At 62.4% G+C, this 22093-nt stretch carries 17 protein-coding genes; 8 read left to right on the forward strand and 9 right to left on the reverse strand.

Annotation, left to right across the window (positions count from 1 at the left end; all coding sequences use genetic code 11):
* Window positions 1–92: 92 nt before the first annotated feature.
* Window positions 93–2510: an endopeptidase La gene (lon, locus tag PMM47T1_RS03000; RefSeq protein WP_008365656.1), complete on the reverse strand. Its 2418-nt coding sequence runs from the start codon at window positions 2508–2510 to the stop codon at window positions 93–95.
* Between the two features lie 320 nt (window positions 2511–2830).
* Here lon and PMM47T1_RS03005 point away from each other — a divergent pair, with 320 nt between their 5' ends.
* Genes PMM47T1_RS03005 through PMM47T1_RS03020 form a run of 4 tightly spaced genes read left to right on the forward strand, consistent with a single transcriptional unit; the run spans window position 2831 to window position 7129 of the window.
* Window positions 2831–3508, forward strand: a complete 678-nt coding sequence (locus tag PMM47T1_RS03005) for a methylamine utilization protein (protein ID WP_425224953.1) — start codon at window positions 2831–2833, stop codon at window positions 3506–3508.
* The gene (locus tag PMM47T1_RS03010) at window positions 3492–5840 is read left to right on the forward strand and encodes a putative bifunctional diguanylate cyclase/phosphodiesterase (protein ID WP_008365658.1); all 2349 of its coding nucleotides are present in this window, start codon (window positions 3492–3494) and stop codon (window positions 5838–5840) included. The genes PMM47T1_RS03005 and PMM47T1_RS03010 overlap by 17 nt, the downstream gene beginning before the upstream one ends.
* 3 nt (window positions 5841–5843) lie before the next feature.
* Window positions 5844–6701: a DUF3034 family protein gene (locus tag PMM47T1_RS03015; protein ID WP_008365659.1), complete on the forward strand. Its 858-nt coding sequence runs from the start codon at window positions 5844–5846 to the stop codon at window positions 6699–6701.
* 2 nt (window positions 6702–6703) lie between these two features.
* Window positions 6704–7129, forward strand: coding sequence for a group I truncated hemoglobin (locus PMM47T1_RS03020; RefSeq protein WP_008365661.1), 426 nt, complete (start codon window positions 6704–6706; stop codon window positions 7127–7129).
* A gap of 179 nt (window positions 7130–7308) precedes the next feature.
* On the opposite strand, the gene PMM47T1_RS03025 is transcribed toward PMM47T1_RS03020, so the two are convergent.
* Window positions 7309–9729: a glucose/quinate/shikimate family membrane-bound PQQ-dependent dehydrogenase gene (locus PMM47T1_RS03025; RefSeq protein WP_043300644.1), complete on the reverse strand. Its 2421-nt coding sequence runs from the start codon at window positions 9727–9729 to the stop codon at window positions 7309–7311.
* A 97-nt stretch (window positions 9730–9826) separates the two neighbouring features.
* On the reverse strand, window positions 9827–11206 hold the full coding sequence (locus PMM47T1_RS03030) for a carbohydrate porin (RefSeq protein WP_008365664.1): 1380 nt from the start codon (window positions 11204–11206) through the stop codon (window positions 9827–9829).
* A 604-nt stretch (window positions 11207–11810) separates the two neighbouring features.
* On the opposite strand from PMM47T1_RS03030, the gene PMM47T1_RS03035 reads away from it, so the two are divergent.
* Both PMM47T1_RS03035 and PMM47T1_RS03040 read left to right on the forward strand, forming a co-directional pair.
* Window positions 11811–12047: a VF530 family DNA-binding protein gene (locus tag PMM47T1_RS03035; protein ID WP_008365667.1), complete on the forward strand. Its 237-nt coding sequence runs from the start codon at window positions 11811–11813 to the stop codon at window positions 12045–12047.
* Between the two features lie 5 nt (window positions 12048–12052).
* Window positions 12053–12709, forward strand: coding sequence for a Pr6Pr family membrane protein (locus tag PMM47T1_RS03040; RefSeq protein ID WP_008365668.1), 657 nt, complete (start codon window positions 12053–12055; stop codon window positions 12707–12709).
* 89 nt (window positions 12710–12798) lie between these two features.
* Here the strand turns inward: PMM47T1_RS03040 and PMM47T1_RS03045 are convergent, their stop codons facing one another.
* The 4 genes from PMM47T1_RS03045 to PMM47T1_RS03060 form a co-directional block, all read right to left on the reverse strand.
* Window positions 12799–13587: a siderophore-interacting protein gene (locus tag PMM47T1_RS03045; RefSeq protein WP_008365670.1), complete on the reverse strand. Its 789-nt coding sequence runs from the start codon at window positions 13585–13587 to the stop codon at window positions 12799–12801.
* Complete coding sequence (locus PMM47T1_RS03050; RefSeq protein WP_008365671.1) at window positions 13584–14162, reverse strand: PadR family transcriptional regulator; 579 nt, start codon at window positions 14160–14162, stop codon at window positions 13584–13586. Before PMM47T1_RS03050 ends, PMM47T1_RS03045 begins: the two co-directional genes overlap by 4 nt.
* A gap of 224 nt (window positions 14163–14386) precedes the next feature.
* Entirely contained in the window at window positions 14387–17497 is a 3111-nt protein-coding gene (locus tag PMM47T1_RS03055; RefSeq protein ID WP_043300645.1) for a transglycosylase domain-containing protein, read from the reverse strand.
* A 180-nt stretch (window positions 17498–17677) separates the two neighbouring features.
* Window positions 17678–19114, reverse strand: coding sequence for a M48 family metalloprotease (locus PMM47T1_RS03060; RefSeq protein ID WP_008365673.1), 1437 nt, complete (start codon window positions 19112–19114; stop codon window positions 17678–17680).
* 128 nt (window positions 19115–19242) lie between these two features.
* Here PMM47T1_RS03060 and PMM47T1_RS03065 point away from each other — a divergent pair, with 128 nt between their 5' ends.
* Complete coding sequence (locus PMM47T1_RS03065; protein WP_008365675.1) at window positions 19243–19482, forward strand: sulfurtransferase TusA family protein; 240 nt, start codon at window positions 19243–19245, stop codon at window positions 19480–19482.
* A gap of 38 nt (window positions 19483–19520) precedes the next feature.
* Window positions 19521–20591: an AI-2E family transporter gene (locus PMM47T1_RS03070; protein ID WP_008365677.1), complete on the forward strand. Its 1071-nt coding sequence runs from the start codon at window positions 19521–19523 to the stop codon at window positions 20589–20591.
* A 135-nt stretch (window positions 20592–20726) separates the two neighbouring features.
* Here the strand turns inward: PMM47T1_RS03070 and PMM47T1_RS03075 are convergent, their stop codons facing one another.
* A complete protein-coding gene (locus PMM47T1_RS03075; RefSeq protein WP_008365679.1) occupies window positions 20727–21200 on the reverse strand; it encodes a peroxiredoxin in 474 nt (157 codons plus the stop codon).
* Window positions 21201–21214: 14 nt separating this feature from the next.
* The gene (locus tag PMM47T1_RS03080) at window positions 21215–21775 is read right to left on the reverse strand and encodes a glycine cleavage system protein R (protein ID WP_008365680.1); all 561 of its coding nucleotides are present in this window, start codon (window positions 21773–21775) and stop codon (window positions 21215–21217) included.
* Between the last annotated feature and the right edge of the window lie 318 nt (window positions 21776–22093).

Below are 22093 nucleotides of genomic sequence, written 5' to 3' on the forward strand. Positions count from 1 at the left end.
GGTGAACGGGATGGTCGCCAGCATAACCGAATGAAGGGGGCGTTGTAGCCGCTGCCGTCAGGCTGCGGCTACAGGATTTCGGCGGTCCGGGTTTAGAACAACACCTTCGCCACATCCGCGAAGCGCTTGGCAAAGTGCACCGTCAGCCCTTGCTTCAGGTAATCCGGCAGCTCTTCGAAGTTGCCGCGGTTGGCCTCCGGCAAGATCAGTTCATTGATCTTCTGGCGGCGCGCCGCAATGACTTTCTCGCGCACGCCACCAATGGGCAGCACGTGGCCGGTCAAGGTCAGTTCGCCGGTCATGGCCACGCCTTTCTTCGGTGCTTGGTCGCGGGCCAGGGACAGCAGGGCGCTGGCCATGGTCACGCCGGCGCTGGGGCCGTCCTTGGGCGTGGCGCCTTCAGGCACATGCAAATGCACGAAGGCCTCGTCGAAGAAGGTCACGTCAGCGCCAAACTGCTTGAGGTTGGAGCTGATGTAGCTGTGGGCGATTTCCGCCGACTCCTTCATCACTTCGCCCAATTGCCCGGTCAACTTGAAGCCGCGGTTGTGGGTGTGTATGCGCGTGGCCTCGATGGGCAGTGTGGCGCCGCCCATGCTGGTCCAGGCGAGCCCAGTGATCACGCCCTTGCCCGACAGCACCTGCTCGCTGCGGAACACCGGCATGCCCAGGGAGGCTTCGAGGTCCTTGGGGCCGATCTTGATCACGGCGTCCGGCGCGTCCAGCAACTTGACCACGGCCTTGCGCACCAGCTTGCCCAGTTGTTTCTCCAACTGGCGCACTCCGGCTTCGCGGGCGTAGCCCTCTATCACTGCGCGCAGGGCGGTGTCGGTGATGCTCAACTTGGCTTTGTCGACGCCAGCCTTTTCCAATTGCTTGGGCCACAGGTGGCGCTTGGCGATGGCTACTTTTTCCTCGGTGATGTAGCCGGACAGGCGAATGACTTCCATGCGGTCCAGCAACGGCCCGGGAATGGAGTCCAGGGTGTTGGCGGTGCACACGAACAGCACCTTGGACAGGTCCAGGCGCAGGTCCAGGTAGTGGTCGAGGAAGTCGACGTTCTGTTCCGGGTCCAGGGTTTCCAGCAGCGCCGACGCCGGGTCGCCCTGGTAGCTCTGGCCCATCTTGTCGATCTCGTCGAGCATGATCACCGGGTTCATCACCTCCACGTCCTTGAGCGCCTGCACCAGCTTGCCAGGTTGGGCGCCGATGTAGGTGCGGCGGTGGCCCTTGATCTCGGCCTCGTCACGCATGCCGCCCACGCTGAAGCGGTAGAATGGCCGCCCCAGCGACTCGGCGATGGACTTGCCGACGCTGGTCTTGCCCACGCCCGGCGGGCCTACCAGCAGCACGATGGAGCCGCTGATCTCGCCTTTGTAAGCGCCCACGGCCAGAAATTCGAGGATGCGGCTCTTGATGTCGTCCAGGCCGGCGTGGTGCTGGTCCATCACCTTGCGGGCGAACTTGAGGTCCAGCTTGTCCTTGCCGTACACGCCCCAGGGCAGGGCGGTGGCCCATTCCAGGTAGTTGCGGGTAACGGCGTATTCGGGCGAACCGGTTTCCAGGATCGCCAGCTTGCCCATTTCCTCGTCCACGCGCTTTTGCGCCTGGGCGGGCAGGGTCTTGCCTTCCAGGCGCTGCTGGAACTGTTCCAGGTCGGCGCTGCGGTCGTCCTTGGTCAGGCCCAGCTCCTGCTGGATGACCTTGAGCTGTTCCTTGAGGAAGAATTCGCGCTGGTGCTCGCCGATCTGCCGGTTCACCTCGGCGGAGATCTCTTTCTGCAAGCGCGCCACTTCCACTTCCTTGCGCAGCATGGGCAGCACTTTTTCCATGCGCTTGAGCATGGGCACGCAGTCCAGTACTTGCTGCAACTCGGCGCCGGTGGCCGAAGTCAGCGCGGCGGCGAAGTCGGTGAGCGGCGAGGGGTCGTTGGGGCTGAATCGGTTGAGGTAGTTCTTCAGCTCTTCGCTGTACAGCGGGTTAAGCGGCAGCAGTTCCTTGATCGCGTTGATCAAGGCCATGCCGTAGGCCTTCACTTCGTCAGTAGGCTCGGCCGGCTGATGCGGGTATTCCACTTCCACCAGGTAAGGCGGGCGATGGTGCTTGAGCCAGGAGCGAATGCGCACCCGCGACAGGCCCTGGGCCACGAACTGCAGCTTGCCGTTTTCGCGGCTGGCGTGGTGGATCTTCACCAATGTGCCGTACAGCGGCAGGTTGGAGGTGTCCAGGTGGCGGGTGTCTTGCGGGGTTTCCATGAAGAACAGCGCCAGCGAGTGGTGCGGTTCCTTGGCCACCAAGTCCAGGGTTTCGGCCCACGGCTCTTCGTTGACGATCACCGGCAGCACTTGCGCCGGGAAGAAGGGCCGGTTGTGGATCGGAATGATGTAGACCTTGTCCGGCAGGTTCTGGCCAGGCAGGGCCAGTTCGGTGCTGGAGTGGGGGGAATGCTCGATGTGTTCGCTTTCCAGGGTATCGCTGGGGTGTTCGGGGAAATCCTGCTGGTCGCTCATGGGGCACCTGCGCAAATGACTATGGCGATTAGATGGGGCGGTTGCCCGGAGGTTTCAATGGCGGCACTCCAGCTTTACCCAAACCTGACGATAACCTTCATGCAGGCTGCGCGCAGAGGCCTGCGGTGTTGTTGAACCTCACGGAATAGAGCGTCCGCTGCTATCATTCGCGGTTTGGCTCGTCGCCTTTCGTCGGGAAAGCAGGATGATGGCTATTCGCCTTGTCTTTCCGCGTGATCTCTCTGTCCAGTGTGTTTACTCTGCTGTACGACGCGATTGCCAAGGCTGGCGACAACTGTTTCCTGACCTTGGGTGCCGCTATGGCGAAAGTGTATGTGCACATTGCTGCAATGATTCTGGCCGTGAATGCCTCGGCCTGGTGCGTTGCCGCGCCGCTCAAGGCTCAACTGGTGGACGCCCAGGGCAAGCCCCTGGCCGGCGCCGTATTGAGCCTGCAGGGCCAGGGCAGCGGCAATGCCACGCCCACCGCCGACATGGACCAGGTCAAACAGGAATTCGTGCCCCACGTGCTGGCCGTGCACACCGGCACCAATATCCGTTTCCCCAACAGCGACAATATCCGTCACCAGGTGTATTCCTTCTCGGCGCCAAAGCGTTTCGAGCTACGCTTGTACGAAGGGACGCCGGCCAAACCACTGCTGTTCGACAAACCGGGCGTGGTGGTACTGGGTTGCAATATTCATGACTGGATGCTGGGTTATATCTACGTGACCGATGATCCATGGTTTGCCGTCAGTGGTGCCGACGGCAGCCTTAGCCTGGACGTACCGCCAGGCCATTATCAAGTCACCCTGTGGCACCCGCAGTTGCCCGACATGCAGACCGTCAGCGGTGGCGCCATCGACGTCGCCGCCAGCGGCCTGCAGCGTTCCTGGAACCTTACGGTAGAGGCGCCCGTCGCTGACACCCCCCATGCTCCTGAAACGAGTGGCTTCGGCGATGCCTTCAATAAAGCTGTCCGTGAAACTGAGAAGTAGTTTTCAGGCGCGCATTGCCGTCGTCCTGATCCTGCTGCTGCTGGTGGTGATTGCCGCTTTGACCCTGTCGGTCAAGCTGGCGACCACGGACGCGGTGCGGGCACAGGCCTCGGATCAGTTGCAATTGGGTGCGCGGGTATTCGAGCGCCTGCTGGATGTGCGCGGCAAACGCCTAAAGGATGCCGCGCAGTTGCTGGCGGCCGATTTCGGCTTTCGCGATGCGGTGGCCAGCGGCGACTCGGCCACCATTCGCTCGGCCCTGGCCAACCATGGTTCGCGCATCGGTGCCAGTGACATGATCCTGCTGAGCATGGATGGCAAGGTCATGGCCAGCACGGTGGCCGAGTTGCAGGACGGCAGCCAGTTCCGCTTCGACGAGGCCCTGCGCAACGCGCGTCGGCAGAACCAGTCCATGTTGATCGTGCCCCTGCGTGGCGAACCGCACCTGCTGGTGGAGGCGCCGGTAATGGCGCCGTTGCCCATCGGCCGCGTGGTCGTGGGCTTCGTGATGGACAGCGCGTTGGCGCAAGAACTGCACAGCCTGACCAACCTGCAGGTGTCGTTCCTGTCTCAGGAAGACGGCAAGATGGGCAAGCTGGTCAGCACGCAGGCGCCCGAACTGCAACCCTCGATCACCGACTGGATGCTGGCCAACGGTAGCAGCCATCGTGTATCGCTGGCCAGTCACGACGGCCGTAGTTACCTCAGCCAGCCGCTGATGCTGGCTGACACCGACGGCGGCCAGGTCATCGCGCTGTTGCAAAGCCCGCTGGACGACGCCTTGCATGCGTTTTCAGGGCTGGACAACACGATTTTGGTCATCGCCCTGGCGGCCCTGGCCGCCTCGCTTGCCGGCGCGCTGCTGCTGGCGCGCAGCGTGTCCCAACCGGTGCAGGTGTTGGCCCAGGCCGCCCAGCGCATCGGTGACGGTGACTACCAGACCGCCATCGACCTCAAGCGCGGTGACGAACTGGGCGTGTTGGCCAAGGCTTTCAACCATATGCGCGAAGGCATTGCCGAGCGTGAGCAGCAGTTGGCCCACAACGCCTTGCACGACAGCCTGACCGGGCTGCCCAACCGCACGCTGGCCATGGAGCGCCTGAGCAGCGCCATTGCCGCGCAACGGCCCATGGCCCTGGTCTACCTGGGCGTCGATAACCTTCGAACCCTCAGCGAAGGGGCGGGGCCGGCGTTCGTCGACGGCCTGCTCAAGCAGGTGGGGCAACGTATGCAGGCCACCTTGAACCCCGGTGACACCTTGGCGCACTTGATTGCCGATGAATTCCTGCTGTTGCTGGAACACACCGACAGCGATGCCGCTGTGGCCCGTGCGGACAAACTGCAACAACTGCTGCTTAAGCCGCACCGCTTTGGCGGCCATGACGTGGCCATTGACTGCCGTATTGGCATTGCCGCCTACCCGGCCGATGGCGCCGACGCCGAAGAGCTGCTGGGCCGCGCCGCGGTGGCGCTCAAGGACGCCTCGCAAATGCCCGGCCGCCTGCAGGTGTACGAGCACGGCCGCGACCTGGCCCACCAGCGCCAGATCCGCCTGATCCGGGATTTGCGCCGCGCTGCCGACAACGGCGAGCTGTTGCTCAACTACCAGCCCAAGCTGGACATCCGCCAGGGCGAAGTGCGTCAGGCCGAGGCCTTGCTGCGCTGGCATCACCCGCAACTGGGCATCGTGTCGCCAGGCGAGTTCATTGAACTGGCCGAACGCACCGGCAGCATTCAACTGCTGACCCGTTGGGTGATCGAGGAAGGCATTCGCCAATTGAGCGAGTGGAACGGGCGCGGCATGCGCGTGCAGTTGTCGTTGAACATTTCCGCTGATGACCTGCTGGGCCAGGACCTGGCCGAGCGCGTCTCGCGTCTGCTGGCGCTGTATGGCGTGCCGGCCGGGCAACTGATTTTCGAAATCACCGAAAGCGCGGTCATGCGCGAGCCGGAGTCGGCGCTCAAGGTGCTGCACCGCCTGCGCGAGTGCGGCATCAGCCTGTCGGTGGACGACTTCGGCACCGGTTACTCGTCGCTGGCGCACCTCAAGCGCTTGCCGGTGCAGGAACTTAAGATCGACCAGTCATTCGTGCGCAACCTGGATGAAACCAGCGAAGACGCGGTGATTGTGCGCTCCACTATCGAGATGAGCCACAACCTGGGGCTTAAGGTAGTGGCTGAAGGCGTGGAATACGAACACAGCCTGCGCCTGCTGGAACGCTGGCATTGCGACACGGCCCAGGGTTACCTGATCAGCCGTCCGCTCACCGCCGCAGCCTTCGAGGCCTGGCTCAAGCAACCCCTGTATTCACTGTCTGCGATGGTCCACTGATAAATGACGCGTAACCTTTCCTTGCTGCTCTGTTCACTGTGCCTGTCCTCGGTCGCTGTCGCAGACCAGGGGCGTCTGCTGGCCACCGGCGGTGCCTCAAGTCTCGATGGCGCGGCGGGCGGCGGCATCAACCCCTGGGCGGTGCTGGCCGGCTACGGCGAGCAGGGCGAGTGGGGTGCCACGGCGTTCGGCACCCATGTCGACCTGCCCGACTACAACCTCGACGTGGTGGGCCTGGCAGCCAGCTATGACAACCGCGTGGAGGTGTCCTACGCGCACCAGCGCTTCGACCTTGGCACCCTGGGGCACAAGCTCGACCTGCCGCAGAGCAGCCTGGGCCAGGACATTTTCGGCGTGAAGGTGCGCCTGTTTGGCGACCTCATTTATGACCAGCTGCCCCAGCTGTCCCTGGGCCTGGAATACAAGCACGACAACAACTTCGAGATTCCGCAGATGGTGGGCGCCAAGCGCGACTGCGACGTGGAAGGCTACCTGGCCGCCAGCCGGCTGTTCCTGGGCGGCGCCTTCGGTTACGACCTGCTGGTGAACGGCAACCTGCGCTACAGCCGTGCCAACGAGCTGGGCGTGCTGGGTTTTGGTGGCGACCGCCGCGACACCCGCAGCGTGCTCAAGGAAGGCTCGGTGGCGGTGCTGTTCAACCCGCGCTGGGCGGTGGGCCTGGAGTACAAGGAGAAGCCCGACAACCTATCGTTCTCCGGTGAAAGCGACTGGGCCGACCTGTTCGTCGGCTGGTTCCCCAACAAGCATGTCTCGGTGGTATTGGCCTACGCCCGCCTGGGCGAGATCGCCACCCTGGACAACCAGAACGGCACCTACTTGTCGATTCAGGGGAGCTACTGATCATGCGTCGTCTGGTCTTTGCTTCGATGCTGCTGCTGGGCGCCTGCGCGTCAAACACTCAGCCGCCCAAGGATGACAGCCTGTACCGCGACCTGGGCGCCAAGCCCGGCATCACCCGGATCGTCGAGGGCATGCTGCTGCACATCGCCCATGACGACCGCATCGTCGAGCACTTTCACAACGTCAACATCTCGCGCCTGCGCGACAAGCTGGTGGAGCAGTTCTGCGTGGAAGCGGGCGGCCCGTGCACCTACACCGGCGACACCATGGCCGAATCCCACAAGGGCCAGCACCTGACCCGCAGCGACTTCAATGCGCTGGTGGAGGATTTGATCAAGGCCATGGAAGACCAGAACGTGCCGGTGACCGCGCAGAACCGCTTGATCGCACGGCTGGCGCCGATGCGTGGGCAAGTGATCGAGAAGTAAAGCACGGCCCCAGCGGCAGAGCTGCTGTTGCTGTCAGCTTTTGACGTGGCTTTTGATCTTGTTGTTGACGTTGGCCCCGATGTGCCAGCCCTGGCGGGCCGCGGGCCTGATGGTGGCAATGTGTGGTGCCCATAAAAAAACGGCTCCCCAAGGGGAGCCGTTTTCGTTACATCAAAGGCTTACTTGGCGAGCTTGTAGGCAATGATGTAGTCGTCCATCTTGGTGCCCAGCGAGCCATGGCCGCCGACAACCGACAGCACATACTGGTCGCCGTCTTTACCGGTGTAGGTCATTGGGGTCGACTGACCCCCCGCCGGCAGGCGGCTTTCCCACAGTTTCTTGCCGGTCTTGACGTCGTAGCCACGGATGTACTGGTCCAGGGTGCCGCTCAGGAAGCCAACACCACCGGCAGTGACCATCGAGCCGCCCATGCTTGGGACGCCCAGGGTCAGGTTCAGCGGGATTGGCGAGCTGTCGCGGCTGGTGCCGTTCTTGTGCTTCCAGATGATCTTGGAAGTGGTCAGGTCAACACCGGCCACGTAGCCCCAGGCCGGAGCCTGGCACGGTACGCCGAACGGCGACATCAGGGGGTGCATGATCACCGCGTAAGGAGCACCGGCGTTCGGTTGCACACCGCTGGTTTCGCTTTCACGCTTGCTGCCGGCTTCCACCTGGGCGCGAGGCACCAGCTTGGAGACGAACGCCATGTAGTTCGGGCTTGCGAACAGCATCTGGCGAACCGGGTCGATCGACACCGCCCCCCAGTTGAACACGCCTACGTTACCCGGGTAGATGATGCTGCCCTGGACCGACGGAGGGGTGTACTGGCCTTCATAACGCAGCGACTTGAACTGGATGCGGCACAGCAGTTGGTCGAACGGCGTGACACCCCACATGGCCTTTTCATTCAGCTCAGGCGGCAGCATGTTCAGCTCGGAACGTGCCTGGGTAGGCGCGCTATGGTCGCCTTCGACAGCGCCCTTGGGTGCGTCTACTTCCTGGATCGGTACGATCGGCTGACCGGTTTCACGGTCCAGCACGTACAGGCTGCCCTGCTTGGTCGGCTGAATCAGCGCGTGTTTCACGCCGCTTGGGGTCTTCAGGTCGATCAGCGAAGGCTGAGCAGGTACGTCCATGTCCCACAGGTCGTGGTGAGTGAACTGGTAGTTCCATTTCAGCTTGCCGGTGTCGATGTCCAGGGCGACGGTACCGGCGCTGAACTTCTCGGACTCTGGGGTGCGGTTGCCGCCCCACTGGTCAGGCATCTGGTTGCCCAGCGGCAGGTAGACCAGGCCCAGCTTCTCATCGACGCTGGCCAGCGACCACATGTTCGGCGAGTTGCGGGTGTAGAACTTGCCTTCGGCGATCGGAGCGGTTTCATCCGGGTTGCCGGCGTCCCAGTTCCAGACCAGGTGGCCGTCGTGCACGTCGTAGGCACGGATCACGCCCGACGGCTCGTCGGTGGATTCGTTGTCGGTGACGTGGCCGCCGATGATCACCAGGTTACGGGTGATGGCGGCAGGCGAGGTGGCGTAGTAGCCGCCCGGGGTAAACTTGCCGATGTTGGCGCGCAGGTCAACCACACCTTTGTTGCCGAAGTCTTCGCAGACTTTACCGGTGTCGGCGTTCAGCGCGATCAGGCGAGCATCGGCGGTCGGCAGGTACAGGCGGCGAGGGCAGCTGGTGGCCACGGCCTGGCCTGCGGTGGACAGGGCCGCCGGGGTGCTGATGGCGTCCGACTTGCTGTAGGCGGCTTCGTCGTAGTACGAAACGCCACGGCAGGTCATGTGCGCCCAGCCACGGAAGTCGTTGTCGTTAGGACCGGTCAGTTGCGGGTCAAAACGCCAGATTTCCTTGCCGGTGTCCGGGTCCAATGCCAACACTTTGCTGTGGGCGGTGCAGGCGTAGACCATGCCGTTGACTTTCAACGGGGTGTTTTCGTTGGTCAGCTCGACCGGGTCTTTTGCCGTTGGCAGGTCACCGGTACGGATACGCCAGGCTTCAGTCAGCTTGCCGATGTTTTGCGCAGTGATTTGCTTGAGCGGCGAGTAGCGCTCGCCGAACTCGGTGCGGCCGTACGACTGCCAGTCGCCGTCAGGCTGGGCAGGTGCGGCGCTGGTCATGTCGGCGGTGTCACGGCCCAGGTCGCCACTCACGTCACCGTAGCTGGTGAACTGAGCGGCCACGGCGCAGGCGCCGGCCAGGACGACGGCAACACCCAGAACCGAGGTGGCCTTGGGCGCAGGCTCACGCAGCACCAGTGGCTTGCGGAACCATGGCAGCCACAGCAGCAGGCCCAGCACGAACCACAGCGACAGGCGTGGCACCAGTTGCCACCAGTCAAGGCCGGTTTCGGCCAGCGCCCAGACGGTGCTGCCCAGCAGGAATACGGCATAAATGCCAATGGCGGACGACCGGCCGGCCAGCAGCAGGACGCCCGAAACCAGGACGAAAATCCCGGCAATCACGTAGTACAGCGAACCGCCGAGCATGGCGAGTTTGCCGCCCAGGATCAGCAGGGCAAGGCCCATCAGCAGCATCACTAGGCCGAGCAAGCTCGGCGCCAGTCGACCGCGACTCAAAGCACTGTCAGTGCTCATAGTGTGGTTTCTCCGTTACGTTTGAGTGGTCGAGCATAGTCCAGGTAGGTTCTATGCCCGTGGTCAGGTTGACTTCTTCCGTAAAGTTGAATTGTTGTTAGAAAGAACTTTGAATCTTGATACCGGCCACCAGTGCGTTGTCGACTTCGTCGACGCCACCTGGGTGCTTGATGTACTGCAAGTTCGGGCGCACGGTCAGCCAGTTGGCTACATGGATGCCGTAGTTGAGCTCGGCGCTGGTCTCGGTGCGCTGGATCGGCATGTAGGACGGATCGTTGTAATCAGTCACGCCGTTGGCTTCGTTGGTCGCTTCTTCGTTCTTGCGATACGCAGGGTTGACGTGGATACGTGCCAGGGCAATGCCGACATCATCCTTCGGACGGGCATCGAACAGGCCTTTATAGACGACACCGGCTTGGACGTAGTTGTCGATCATGTTGGTTTTCTTGTCGTGCACGGTCACGTTGCCGAACACGCTCAGGCCGCGCGAGTTGTCGCTGGCCTGGGACGTCAGTTGCTGGTTCAGGGTCAGCCAGTAGCCGTGCTTGCTGGAGCTGGAACGGTAGTCATCACCGCTCAGGGCTGCCGGCTGGCCATTGCTGTCCTTGTAGACATCCTTGGCGTTGGCGGTGCTGTAGTAGTAACCGACGCGGTATTCGCCCGGCAGGCCGTTGACGTGCGGGGTCCAGACCAGCTCGACCGGCAGCACGGCGCCTTCGTTGCCGGCGTTGTTCAACTTGAAACCGTTACCATTTTCCAGGTTGGACGGGTTCAGGGCGTAGGCACCGATCTGTGCGTACACTTCGTCATTGAGGTGGTATTTGACGCGGGCAGCCCATTGGCTGACGGGCCAGTTGTACCAGATGCCAGTGGCCCAGTTACCCACTTGCGAACCGCAGAACCCCAGGTTCTGGAAGTCGCACTGGAAGCTGTTGAAATCTTCGCCTTCGCCGAAGCGGCCGACCTTGATGTCCAGCTTCTGATCAAAGAACTTCTGCTCGTAGTACATCTGCGTGATCCGCACGATGCTGCCGCGGCCGTAGACTTCCTGGGACGAACTGATACCGCCGGTGCGGGGGTCGGCCACGCGGTCGTTGGTGATGTTGTCACCGTTACGGTCGGTCAGGGTCAGTTGGAACTCTGCGTCATGCCAGCCCAGGATCTTCTGCAGATCCATGTGCATGCCCAGGGCGAACTGGTCGCTGTAGCGAGTGGCATGGTCGTGGTTGTAGCCACCGTGCAGGTTCGAACCCGACTCACCGACGTATTCCATCTTGAAGTCGTAGCCCAGGTCATGCAGGCGGGTACGCTCACCGCCCCAGTCGCCGAACATGTAGGGCGAGTCGGCGTCGAACGCCGGCGCGGCCTGGGCACAGGAAGCCAGTCCAATGGCAGTCACGCCCCCCAGCAGACGCAGGGTGGGCGATACGGTGAAACGGCCGGCGGCACGAGCACGGCGAAGTTCGAATTTTGGCATTTATTAAGGATCTTTAATTATTAACCAAACGGTACATTTTATAGTGAGCTTAAATGTCACTTGAAAATGTAGGTTTTATTACGCAAAAAAATCGATTCAGTTGCGGGTGGCGGAGGATATAGAGGTTTTTTTACTATTAAAAGATGCTTATGCAACATGCATAGTTACTGGTGGCGTAACAATAGCTTCTGCACTCCCGAACGCCTGAATATCGACCTTCTGCAGTCATGAAAATTTCTTCAGCGTTGTGGGGAACGCGCCGGGGGCGCGTTTAACTCTAATGGGCCGCACAACTAGCGTCAGTGTTGTGCGGCCCTGTGGCAGAAACATTCTTGCGTGCGCTTGATGGAGTAGGAGCTGCCGCCAGGCTGCGAAGGCCCGCACAGCGGGCCCGCGATCTACATGACACCGCCAAAAGGTCCTGCGAACCATTTCGCCGCCTTCCGGGAGCTCCGCGGTCGGGGGAAGGGGTGATAGATTTGGGAAATATCCTACAGGGTGCGCAGCAAATGCTGATTCGGCAGGCATTGATGGGGGGGTAAGGTCTTCCCGCTGCCGGACGGCTCCGCTATGGTGCGCACCCCTCACTCGGCTGGAGCCTGGCATGACCGAACCCCATAACAACCCATTGCACGGTGTAACGCTGGAGCAGATCCTCAACGCGCTGGTCGCCCACTACCGCTGGGAAGGGCTGGCCGAGCGCATCGATATCCGCTGCTTCAAGAGCGACCCCAGCATCAAGTCGAGCCTGACCTTCTTGCGCAAGACGCCATGGGCGCGGGAGAAGGTAGAGCGCCTATACGTGAAGCTGGCACGCACCAAGCGACCTGTCGAGGACTGACCCTTATGTATCACCCCGTGCACTCGCGCCCCCTGCGAGCCTTTGTCGTCGTGGCAGCCTGCACCGCGTGGCTGGCGCTGGCCGTGCAGTTGCTGTTGATTCTGCAAGGGCGCCTGGCCGACCAGGCCAGCCTGATGGGTGGGGTGCTGCATTTCTTCGGCTACTTCACTATCCTCACCAATACGCTGGTGGCCATTGTGCTGACCGTGGCCGCACGGGGCCAGAGTACCGGCACGCCATCGTTCTGGCTGCGGCCCTGGGTCAGTTCGGGGGTGACGGCGAGCATCATTCTGGTGGGGGTGTCATACAGCTTGCTGCTGCGTAACGCGTGGCACCCGGAAGGGGTGCAGTGGGTGGTCAACGAACTGTTGCACGACATATTGCCGCCGGTGTTCGTCGCCTTCTGGTGGTGGTGCGTGCCCAAGGGCGCGCTGCAGGCCCGGCATGTGGTGGCGTGGATGGTGTATCCCATCCTGTATTTCGCTTATTGCCTGCTGCGCGGCAATGCGATCGGGGTGTACCCGTATCCCTTTATAGACGTGAGCCATTTGGGCTACGCGCGGGTGATCATCAATGCGTTGGTGATCCTGCTGGGGTTCGTGGTGATTTCGCTGGTGTTGGTGGGAGTGGATCGCTGGCAAGGCCGGCGGGCACTGGCTTAGGGAATACGGCCATTTGATGTGTGGGAGCAACTGTGGGCGCGGGCAGAGCCCGCCCCACACAGTCAGGTACAAGGAATGGCTGGTGTGAATCAGCCTTCGTCGTTCTCGTCCAGACGCCAGTAGCCTACTGCCTTGACCTGGGCGGTTTCGCCCAGGTGGTGATGTTCGAGCAATACCTTGCGCACCTGGCGCGACAGCGCTGCTTCCGTGGCCACCCAGGCGAACAATTCGCCTTCAGGAATGGTCAAGTCGGTAACGGCGGCCACCAGCGCGTTCTCGCGGCTATGGCGTTCCACCCAGATTACTTCTACTTGAGCGGTGCTGTTAAGCACTTGCTGCTCGCGGGCATCTTCGATCTCGATCACCACCAGCGCCGTGCGGTTGGCCGGCAGTTCTTCCAGGCGTCTGGCAATGGCCGGGATGGCGGTTTCATCGCCGATCAGCAGGTAGCTGTCGAAGGTGTCCGGAACAATGGTCGAGCTGCGCGGGCCACCGATGTACAGGTACTGGCCTGGCTCGGCCTGCTCGGCCCAGGTGGAGGCGGGGCCGTCGCCATGAATCACGAAATCGATGTCCAGTTCGCCAGCAACCAGGTCGATACGCCGCGGGGTGTAGTCGCGCATGGCCGGCTTCACGCCGCCGTCGTTGGGGCCGCCCAGTTTCAGGGTTTCCAGCGCGGCCTGTTCTTCAGCATTGCGGGCAAACATCAGCTTGATGTGGTCATCGGCGCCCTGGCTCAGGAAGCCTTCCAGCTCTGGGCCGCCCACCGTGATGCGGCGCATGCGCGGGGTCAACTCGGCGACGCGCAGCACTTTCAGGCGGCGACGTTTGATTTCGTGCATGACGCGATGTACGCCTTGGGTGTTCTCAGCCTTCATACAGACTTCTCCGCAGTGGGGTAGGTGTTGGCAGGGCCATCGACGATGGCCTTGGCGGTGCGGTTGAGCAGGTCGCTGACCCGCACGATCTCATCAGGGCTCCAGCGTCCATGGTGCAGTTGCAGGGCATGGCGCAGGTTATGAACGGCTTCGTGGATCTCGGCCGGGCGGTCGTGGCCGCGCAGCGAACGCTTGCTCACGTCGATGCGGGTGCGCACGCCGTCCAGTGCGATGGCCTGGTCGGCCAGGGAGGCGCGGCCGGCCTGGGTCACGGTGTAGAGCTTCTTGCCGCCCTGGGCGTCACCCTGCACCAGTTCGCTTTCTTCCAGAAAGGTAAGGGTGGGGTAGATCACGCCGGGGCTGGGGCTGTAGGCGCCGTCGAACATGCCTTCTATCTGGCGTATCAGGTCATAGCCGTGGCAGGGCTGCTCGGCCACCAGGGCCAGCAGCAGCAGTTTCAGGTCGCCGGGGGCAAACACACGGGGGCCGCGGCCGCCACGTTCACGGCCAGGGCGGCGTTCCAGGCCGTCGTGGCCATCGCCGAATTCGCGGCGGGGGTGATGGTGGTCTCTCATCGTCTTTTTCTCTTCGCTTGATTACGTAAGATATACCTTAAGATATATCTTTAGATAATTGCAAGCAGAAAAGACGAATGGTTCTCATCTGGCTCGGTCGCTAGATCGCCCGGCCCGTTTGTGGGGGAGCGGGTCCTACCCGCGAAGGGCGCACCGCGTAGTGCCTGATACATCGCGGTGCATGCTTCGCGGGTAGAACCCGCTCCCACAAAGACAGTGTTGCATCAGCGGGCGGCGGTGGTGGTCGGGGTGGGCACCTTGCACTGGGTGAGGGCCCCAGGCTGCACGTAGGGCGTCAGCATCGGCGCCATGCCCTTGAGCACCTGCACCGGCAACGCCGAGGTGAAACGGAAACCTTCTGCCGCACGGCCAGGCACGAAGGCGGTGAGGGTGCCGAAGTGGTTCTGGCCAATGTAGAACACGAAGGTGGCGGTGCGGTTGATGGCCTTGGAGCCCAGCACCCGGCCGCGGGCGCCAAAGCTCTCTATGCGGTTGTCACCGGTGCCGGTCTTGCCACCCATCACCAGCGCAGTGCCGTCGGCGGTCTTGAAGCTGCCAGACACGCGTCGCGCGGTGCCAGCATCCACCACTTGCGACAGGGCTTCGCGCATGGCCTGGGCAATTTCCGGCTTGAGCACCCGGCGAGCCTTGTCGGGGGCGGCGATCACTTCGGTTTCGTAAGGCGTGCCCTGGGCAAAGTGCAGGCTGTCGATACGCAGCACCGGCAGGCGTATGCCATCGTTCTGGATGATGCCGATCAACTCGGCCAGGGCCGCGGGGCGGTCGCCAGAACTGCCGATGGCGGTGGCCAGGGACGGCACCAAGTGGTCGAAGGGGTAGCCCAGGCGCGACCAGCGCCGATGGATATCCAGGAACGCCTCGATTTCCAGCATGGTGCGGATGCGGCTGTCACGGGCGCTCTTGTGCCGGCTTTTGAACAGCCAGCCGTAGACTTCCTGGCGCTCGAAATGGCTGGCGGTCACCGCTTCGCTGAACTTGGCGTCGGGGTGCTGCATCAGGTAGCCCACCAGCCACAGGTCCAGCGGGTGAACCCGGGCGATGTAGCCTTGGTCGGGCAGGTCCCAGTGGCCGGGGCCATAGCTGTCGTAGTATTCGCCCAGGCGTTTTTCGGTGACGGTTTCGCCTTTGCCCAGGTGCGAGCGCACGAACGTGGTGAAGGTGGCTTCGCTGGCGGTGGGGTATAGGTAGCGGTGCACGGCCGCCAAGTGCGAGGCGGTGGGGTGCAGGCCGTCGAGGAAGGTGTCCAGGCGTTCCTGAGTGCTCTTGTTCTGGTAGCGCTTGTAGAAGCGCAGCAGGAAATCACTGCCTTCCTTGTCGGCGAAACGTGCCAAGTATTCCTGGCGACGCGGGTCGCCGTCGTCCTTGAGCAACTCGGCGCTGTTGTTGGGCCCGTTGTAGGTGGTGTAGCGCACGATGTCGCGCATCAGCCGGATGAAGGGCAGGTTGATGGATTCGCGCAGGGCTTCCTTGAGGGTGGGGATGCGCCCGTTGTCTTCGTTGCGGAAGTTTTTGAAGGTGTGCATGCCGCCGCCGGTGAAGAAGCTTTCGCCGGGGCTGGCCGAATATTTGCGCTCCAGTGCCGCGTCGAGCATGGGCTTGAGGCCCTGGTCCTTGTTCTGGATCATGTAGTCAACGGCCCAGCGAGTCAGGCGGTCCTGTTCGTTGACGTCGACTTTCTTCAGGTCGACGGGTGCCTGGCCGGCGAAGCGGTCGTGCAGTTCGCTGATGATTTCCAGGTAACTGGTCAGCACGCGCATCTTGGCGGTGGAGCCCAGTTCCAGCTTGCTGCCTTCGTTAATGTCGAACGGCTGGTCGGTGTTGTCGGTTTGTACCCGTACGCGCGAGCCGTCTGCGGTGCGCTCCATCAGGGTAAAGCTGTATTTGACCTCGGGGGTGCTGGCGGGGGTGAGCAGGTGCTCGCCAATCAGCCCCAGTTGCTGGGCGAAAACAGGGTCCGCCAGATGCTTGAGGTAGTCGCTAACCTTCACTTGCAGGTCATTTTGCAACGTGCTGGTGGCGGACAGGTCCAACCGGTCCAGGTCATAGAGCGGCCGGTTGAGCAGGGTGGACAGGCGGGTACGGGCCACGCTGATGCCCTTGTTGGTCTCGATTGGCTGGATAGTCGGCTCCAGTACCCAGTCGCGGTAGCTCACCTTGCTGGCTAGCGCGGCATTGGCCAGCGGCTTGGTGATGACGCTGTTGGCGGCCAGCAGGCGAATGTGGCTGTCGGTCAGTTGTGCCAGTTCGTCGTGGCCCTTGGAGAGGAAGTGCGAGGGGCGGCGCTGGGCGATCATCAGCGACAGCACTTCGCGCAGGGCCAGGCCGCGTTCGGCCAGTACCTTGGGGGTGTTGTCGCTGGACGCCAGCACCTGGTTCACCCGCTGGAAGTCGGCGCCGTACCACACTCGCAGGCCCTCGGCCATGCCGTGCACTTCGCCGTGGCCGGGCACGGCGGACAGGGGCACGCTGTTGAGGTAATCACGCACGATGCGCTGGCGTGCCTCCAGGGTCTGCGGGCCATCCTGATACGCGCGCACGCTGGCAGAAATCATTTGGCGGATTTTCTCGCCGCCCGACACGGTCAGGCCATCGGGCGAGTGGCGGTACTTCTCCAGCTGTGTGGCCAGGGTACTGCCGCCCGCCGACTGGCCAGGCAACGAGAACACTTTCGCTATCTGGGTGTAGGCCGCCTTGCCGAAGCGTGGCCAGTCCACGGCAGGGTTGAGCAGCGGCTCGCGGTTGTCCAGCAGGCTGCGGTTTTCCACGAACAGCAGGCTGTTGACCATCACTGGCGGGATGTCCTGGAAACGTGCATACAGCTGTTGCGGATAATGGAACTGATAAAGCACATCGGCGCGGCAGTCGGTGATGGACAGCCCGGCCTGGATCTTCTCGGAATAGGGGATGAACAGGCCGCGATCGTAGTAGGCCATCAGTGACGGCGAGAAGCGGGTCTGCTCCTTGATGGAGTAGTCGCGCTTGATCAGGCGCGGCAGAAACTGGCCCAGGTCGCTGTAACCCAGACGCTTGTCGAACGGGCCTTCGCCAGGGTAGGCGATGGAGTCGCTGGGGCCCGGTTCCAGGGTGTAGGTAAGGTCTTTGGCGTAGCGGCTGAATTCGCGCGATTGCAGCTTGGAGGTGCGCATTTCGGCGCGCATGGCATAGGCCAGGGCCACTAGGGCTATCAGCACCAGCAGCCAGAACAGGCGGCGCCACAAATGCCGCTGGCGCGGGTTTTTCGGGGGCTGGGGTTCAGCCGGACTGTCGGTGGGTACCGCAGTCCTGGTGGGTTCTGTCTGCCACAATGCGCCCATAGTCGTCAGCCCAGTCAGGTAAATTCATCGTACCTGCCTGAAGCTTAGACGCTGCCCGCCCATGGTGAAAAATTTGTCGAACGTGCAACGAAAAAAACCGTTGGCGTTGCTAACTCCTTTCCTGGCGGGAAAAAAGTATAGCTGATTGTGGTAGCTGGCAAGCCAGCGTCCACAATGCGGTCAGCCGCGCATCAGTTCCTTGACCATGCGCTCCTGCTCGGCCAGGTCTTTTTGCCGTGCATCGATACGCGACGCCAGTTGGAAGTTGTTGGCCGCGCGGCGCTTGGCGAAGTCCAGCTGCTGCTGGGCCTGGCGGAAGTCGCCTTCCAGGGCGAAGTATTCGGCGCGGGCCTGGTGCAGCCCGATGATGTTGCCGTTGGCGCCACGGGTATCGGCCACCTGGTTCCACACGTCCGGGTCATTGGGGCGCGATTTGAGCAGGTCTTCCAGGGATTTCTCGGCGTCGGCGGTGCGGTTCTGCTTGATCAGCAGGTCGACTCGCACCTGGTTGAGCGGGTAATTGTCAGGGTACAGCGCCAGCAGGCGGTCAACCCGCGACTGGGCATCGGCGAGCTTGTTGTTGGCCATGTCCAGGCTGACCGCGGCCATGTTGTAGATGATCTCGTTGGGCGCCTTGGCCAGCAGCGGCTTGAGGTTTCCCCAGGCCTCGTTGAACTGGCTGGCCTTGATCTGGGCAATGGCCAGGCCGTAGCGGGCGGGGTCCGATTTCGGGTTTTCGTCCAGCAAGGCACGGAAGCGCTTGGCGGCCATGCCGGGGGTGTCTTCGTAAATCAGCTCCACGCGTTTCTTGATCAGTTGAAAGCGCAGGCTGTCCTCGATGCCGCCGTGGGGAAATTGCTCGGCACGGTTGCGGGTATCGGCGATACGCGCCTCGGTCACCGGGTGGGTCAGCAGGAATTCCGGTGGCTTGGCGTCGAAGCGATACTGGCGCGCCAATTTTTCGAACATGTCCGGCATGCTGCGTGGGTCGTAGCCGGCCCGTTGCAGGGTAATCAGGCCAATGCGGTCGGCCTCGGCTTCGTTTTCGCGGGAAAACGCCCGTTGTGACTGAATGGCGGCGGCCTGACTGCCCATGATGGTGGCGATGCCGGCTTCACCGCCGCCTGTGGCGGCCAGCACGATGCCGGCCAGCAACGCGGCCATCACCGGCATCTGCATGCGTTTCTGTTCTTCCACGCCGCGGGCGAAGTGGCGCTGTGACAAGTGAGACAGTTCGTGAGCCATTACGCCGGCGTACTGGCCTTCGGTGTCGGCGTTCAGGAACAGCCCGCCGTTGACCCCGACAATGCCGCCCGGGGCTGCAAAGGCGTTGAGTTCCTTGCTGTCGATGAGGATGAATTCCAGGCGGTGGTCTTGCAACTGGCTGCTTTCGGCCAGGCGATACACCGTGCTCTCGACGTAATCCTTGAGCTGCGGGTCGGACAACTGGCCAACCTGGCTGCGCAACATGCCCAGCCAGGCGCGGCCCAGGTCATGTTCCTGTTGGGGCGAGACAATGGCCGAGCTGGCGTCGCCCAGTGACGGCAGGTCGTCAGCGTGAACAGGCAGTGCCAGCAGGCAGGCAAGCGTCAACAGGGTGGGGCGCAATAAAGACATGCACTGGGCTCTGAGTCGAGAAAGACCTTACTGTAGCCGGGTCATCAGCAGACGACCAGAGGGGCCGACGCTTGAGGTATTCTAGGCGGCTCGCCCGCAGGCCCGCCGTGCCCAGGAGAAAAAAGCCCATGTCCAACGCTGTACAGTGCGACGCCGAGCTCGATGCCAGCGGTCTCAATTGCCCATTGCCATTGCTCAAGGCCAAGATGGAGCTCAACCGGCTAAGCGCCGGGGCGGTGCTCAAGGTGATTGCCACCGATGCTGGATCGCAGCGTGATTTTCAGACCTTCGCCCGATTGGCAGGTCATCAGCTGTTACACGAAACTGTACTGGATGGTGTCTACACCTACTGGCTGAAGAAGGCCTGAGCGGCGTGCGTGCCCGCTTTTCATAACAAGGAAAACTGATGTTCAAAGTGCTTCGCGACTGGATACAGCGTTACTTCTCGGACGAAGAAGCGGTAGTGCTCACGGTGTTGCTGGTGCTGGCCTTCACGGCCGTACTGACCCTGGGCGGCATGCTGGCGCCGGTGTTGGCGGGCATGGTCCTGGCGTTCCTGATGCAGGGGTTGGTCAGTGGCCTGGAGCGCCTGCGAGTACCCTCGGGCATGGCTGTGGGACTGGTGTTCGCGCTGTTCATGGGGGCGCTGGCGGTTTTCATGCTGGTGTTGGTGCCGCTGCTCTGGCATCAGTTGATCACCCTGTTCAACGAATTGCCAGGCATGCTGGGCAAGTGGCAGTCGCTGCTGTTGCTGTTGCCCGAGCGCTACCCGCACCTGGTGTCGGACGAGCAAGTGCTGCAGGCCATCGAGGCGGCGCGCGGTGAAATCGGCAAGTTCGGCCAGTGGGCGTTGACCTTTTCGCTGTCGAGCCTGCCGCTGCTGGTCAACATCATGATTTACTTCGTGCTGGTGCCGATCCTGGTGTTCTTCTTTCTCAAGGATCGGGCCATGATCGCCCGCTGGGTCAAGGGCTACCTGCCGCGCGAGCGGGCGCTGATCACCCGGGTGGGCCAGGAAATGAACCGCCAGATCGCCAACTACATCCGCGGCAAGGTGATCGAGATCATCATCTGTGGCGTGGCCACTTACATAGCCTTCGTCGCTCTGGGCCTCAACTACGCCGCCCTGCTGGCGCTGCTGGTGGGCCTGTCGGTGGTGGTGCCCTACGTGGGCGCAGTGGTGGTGACGGTACCGGTTACTCTGATTGCCCTGTTCCAGTGGGGCTGGGGCGACCAGTTCATCTATCTGATGGCGGTGTACGGCATCATCCAGACCCTGGATGGCAACGTGCTGGTGCCGCTATTGTTTGCCGGCGCGGTGAACCTGCACCCGGTAGCGATCATCTGCGCGGTGCTGCTGTTTGGCGGGCTGTGGGGGTTCTGGGGGATTTTTTTCGCGATCCCGCTGGCCACCCTGTTCAAGGCTGTGCTGGATGCGTGGCCGAGGAATGAGCCGCAGGTGGCGCCGATTCTTTGAGGGGATCGCGTTATGGCGGCTGGGCGCATGTCTTGGGCTTGCAGCGGCCTTGAGATCGAGCGCCGCCCGCGCGGCGCTGCGCGATCTCATGAACACCAAAAAAACACAGGCGAACCCCTGGCCGCCATAACGCAATCAGCCCTTATTCAAAGCCTGCGCCGCCACCAGCACCGCATCTACATGCCCAGGCACCTTCACCCCGCGCCATTCCTGGCGCAGCACACCGTCCTTGTCGATCAGGAAGGTGCTGCGATCCACGCCCATGTATTCCTTGCCATACAGCTTCTTCAGCTTGATCACGTCGAACAGTTGGCACAGGGCCTCGTCCTTGTCGCTGATCAGGTCGAAGCTGAACGCCTGCTTGGCCTTGAAGTTCTCATGGGACTTGATGCCGTCACGGGACACGCCGAACACTTCGGTGTTGGCGGCCTTGAAGGCGTCGTGCTGGTCGCGGAAGCCCTGGCCCTGGGTGGTGCAGCCCGGGGTGCTGTCCTTGGGGTAGAAGTAGATCACTACCTGCTTGCCTTTCAGGCCGCTCAGGCTGACCGACTGTTCGCCGGTGGCCGGGGCCTGGAAGTCCGCGACCGGTTTGCCGATTTCAACTGCCATGGGAGCGTTCCTTCTCAGATTGGGTTGGTCGGGCGCCATGGCTCGATCAGCGCGTCCAGGTTCAGGGCGTCGGCGAAGTCCAGGAACTGATCGCGCAGCCAGCTGATCTGCACGCCGGCCGGCAGGGTCACGGTGAACGTGGCGTTGAGCATGGTGCCGCCGGTTTGCGGGGCCTGGTAGGTGTCACAGGTCAGGTTCTCCAGCTCCACCTGGTGGTCGATGAAGAACTGGCACAGTTCGTTGATGATGTCCGAACGGTACACGGAACTGACGTAGGCCACGTAGGGCAGGGCCTGCGGGCGGGTTTCCAGGGTGGCGCTGCGCACCAGGTTGACGGTGAAACCGTGCTTCTTGGCCAGGGAGCCCAGGCTGGTTTCCAGGCGGGCCAGGGCGTCCCAGTTACCCGAAACCTGCAGTACCAGCGCGCTGCACTCGCCGTGGCGGGTAAGGCGCGAGGTCACGACCGAGCAACGGCTGTCGTGGCTGGCACGGCACAGGACGTTGGTCAGCTCCATGGGGTTAGGGCCAAGGGCACTGATGACAAGGAATTGTTCGCGAACTGTGGGGGTGGACATGCAGCATTCCTAAAGCGATGAGCGGTCGGTACCGAAAATGGACATGGTGGCTGGGCCGCGTGACCCCGAGATGCCGGGGCACTGTACCGGCAACGGCGTCAAAACGCCCGTTGGCAGGGGATCGGCGGCTCAGGAACAGGGGTTTGCCGTGCTTCTGGCACGTTGCAAACCGGACAAACACACCCACCGGTACCGATCAAAGTCTGAAGGGTAGCGAAAAGCGTCGCTCAGGGGAATGCTCGCATCGTGGTACTTCGCTTGTGCAAGGCACATGGCCCCAGTACCATTACCGCTCTCTTTTTCCGGCAGGAGCGGTTG

It is taken from the genome of Pseudomonas sp. M47T1, assembly GCF_000263855.1.
In the GTDB taxonomy this organism is placed as follows: Bacteria; Pseudomonadota; Gammaproteobacteria; order Pseudomonadales; family Pseudomonadaceae; genus Aquipseudomonas.

Bases quoted from the DNA above. Each gene is read 5' to 3' on its own strand.
- PMM47T1_RS03045 (WP_008365670.1), bottom strand. From the start codon at position 13,587: ATGAAGGCTGAGAACACCCAAGGCGTACATCGCGTCATGCACGAAATC.
- PMM47T1_RS03075 (WP_008365679.1), bottom strand. From the start codon at position 21,200: ATGGCAGTTGAAATCGGCAAACCGGTCGCGGACTTCCAGGCCCCGGCC.
- PMM47T1_RS03040 (WP_008365668.1), top strand. From the start codon at position 12,053: ATGTATCACCCCGTGCACTCGCGCCCCCTGCGAGCCTTTGTCGTCGTG.
- PMM47T1_RS03070 (WP_008365677.1), top strand. From the start codon at position 19,521: ATGTTCAAAGTGCTTCGCGACTGGATACAGCGTTACTTCTCGGACGAA.
- PMM47T1_RS03015 (WP_008365659.1), top strand. From the start codon at position 5,844: ATGACGCGTAACCTTTCCTTGCTGCTCTGTTCACTGTGCCTGTCCTCG.
- lon (WP_008365656.1), bottom strand. From the start codon at position 2,510: ATGAGCGACCAGCAGGATTTCCCCGAACACCCCAGCGATACCCTGGAA.
- PMM47T1_RS03025 (WP_043300644.1), bottom strand. From the start codon at position 9,729: ATGAGCACTGACAGTGCTTTGAGTCGCGGTCGACTGGCGCCGAGCTTG.
- PMM47T1_RS03020 (WP_008365661.1), top strand. From the start codon at position 6,704: ATGCGTCGTCTGGTCTTTGCTTCGATGCTGCTGCTGGGCGCCTGCGCG.
- PMM47T1_RS03080 (WP_008365680.1), bottom strand. From the start codon at position 21,775: ATGTCCACCCCCACAGTTCGCGAACAATTCCTTGTCATCAGTGCCCTT.
- PMM47T1_RS03050 (WP_008365671.1), bottom strand. From the start codon at position 14,162: ATGAGAGACCACCATCACCCCCGCCGCGAATTCGGCGATGGCCACGAC.
- PMM47T1_RS03055 (WP_043300645.1), bottom strand. From the start codon at position 17,497: ATGGGCGCATTGTGGCAGACAGAACCCACCAGGACTGCGGTACCCACC.
- PMM47T1_RS03035 (WP_008365667.1), top strand. From the start codon at position 11,811: ATGACCGAACCCCATAACAACCCATTGCACGGTGTAACGCTGGAGCAG.
- PMM47T1_RS03030 (WP_008365664.1), bottom strand. From the start codon at position 11,206: ATGCCAAAATTCGAACTTCGCCGTGCTCGTGCCGCCGGCCGTTTCACC.
- PMM47T1_RS03065 (WP_008365675.1), top strand. From the start codon at position 19,243: ATGTCCAACGCTGTACAGTGCGACGCCGAGCTCGATGCCAGCGGTCTC.
- PMM47T1_RS03005 (WP_425224953.1), top strand. From the start codon at position 2,831: ATGGCGAAAGTGTATGTGCACATTGCTGCAATGATTCTGGCCGTGAAT.
- PMM47T1_RS03060 (WP_008365673.1), bottom strand. From the start codon at position 19,114: ATGTCTTTATTGCGCCCCACCCTGTTGACGCTTGCCTGCCTGCTGGCA.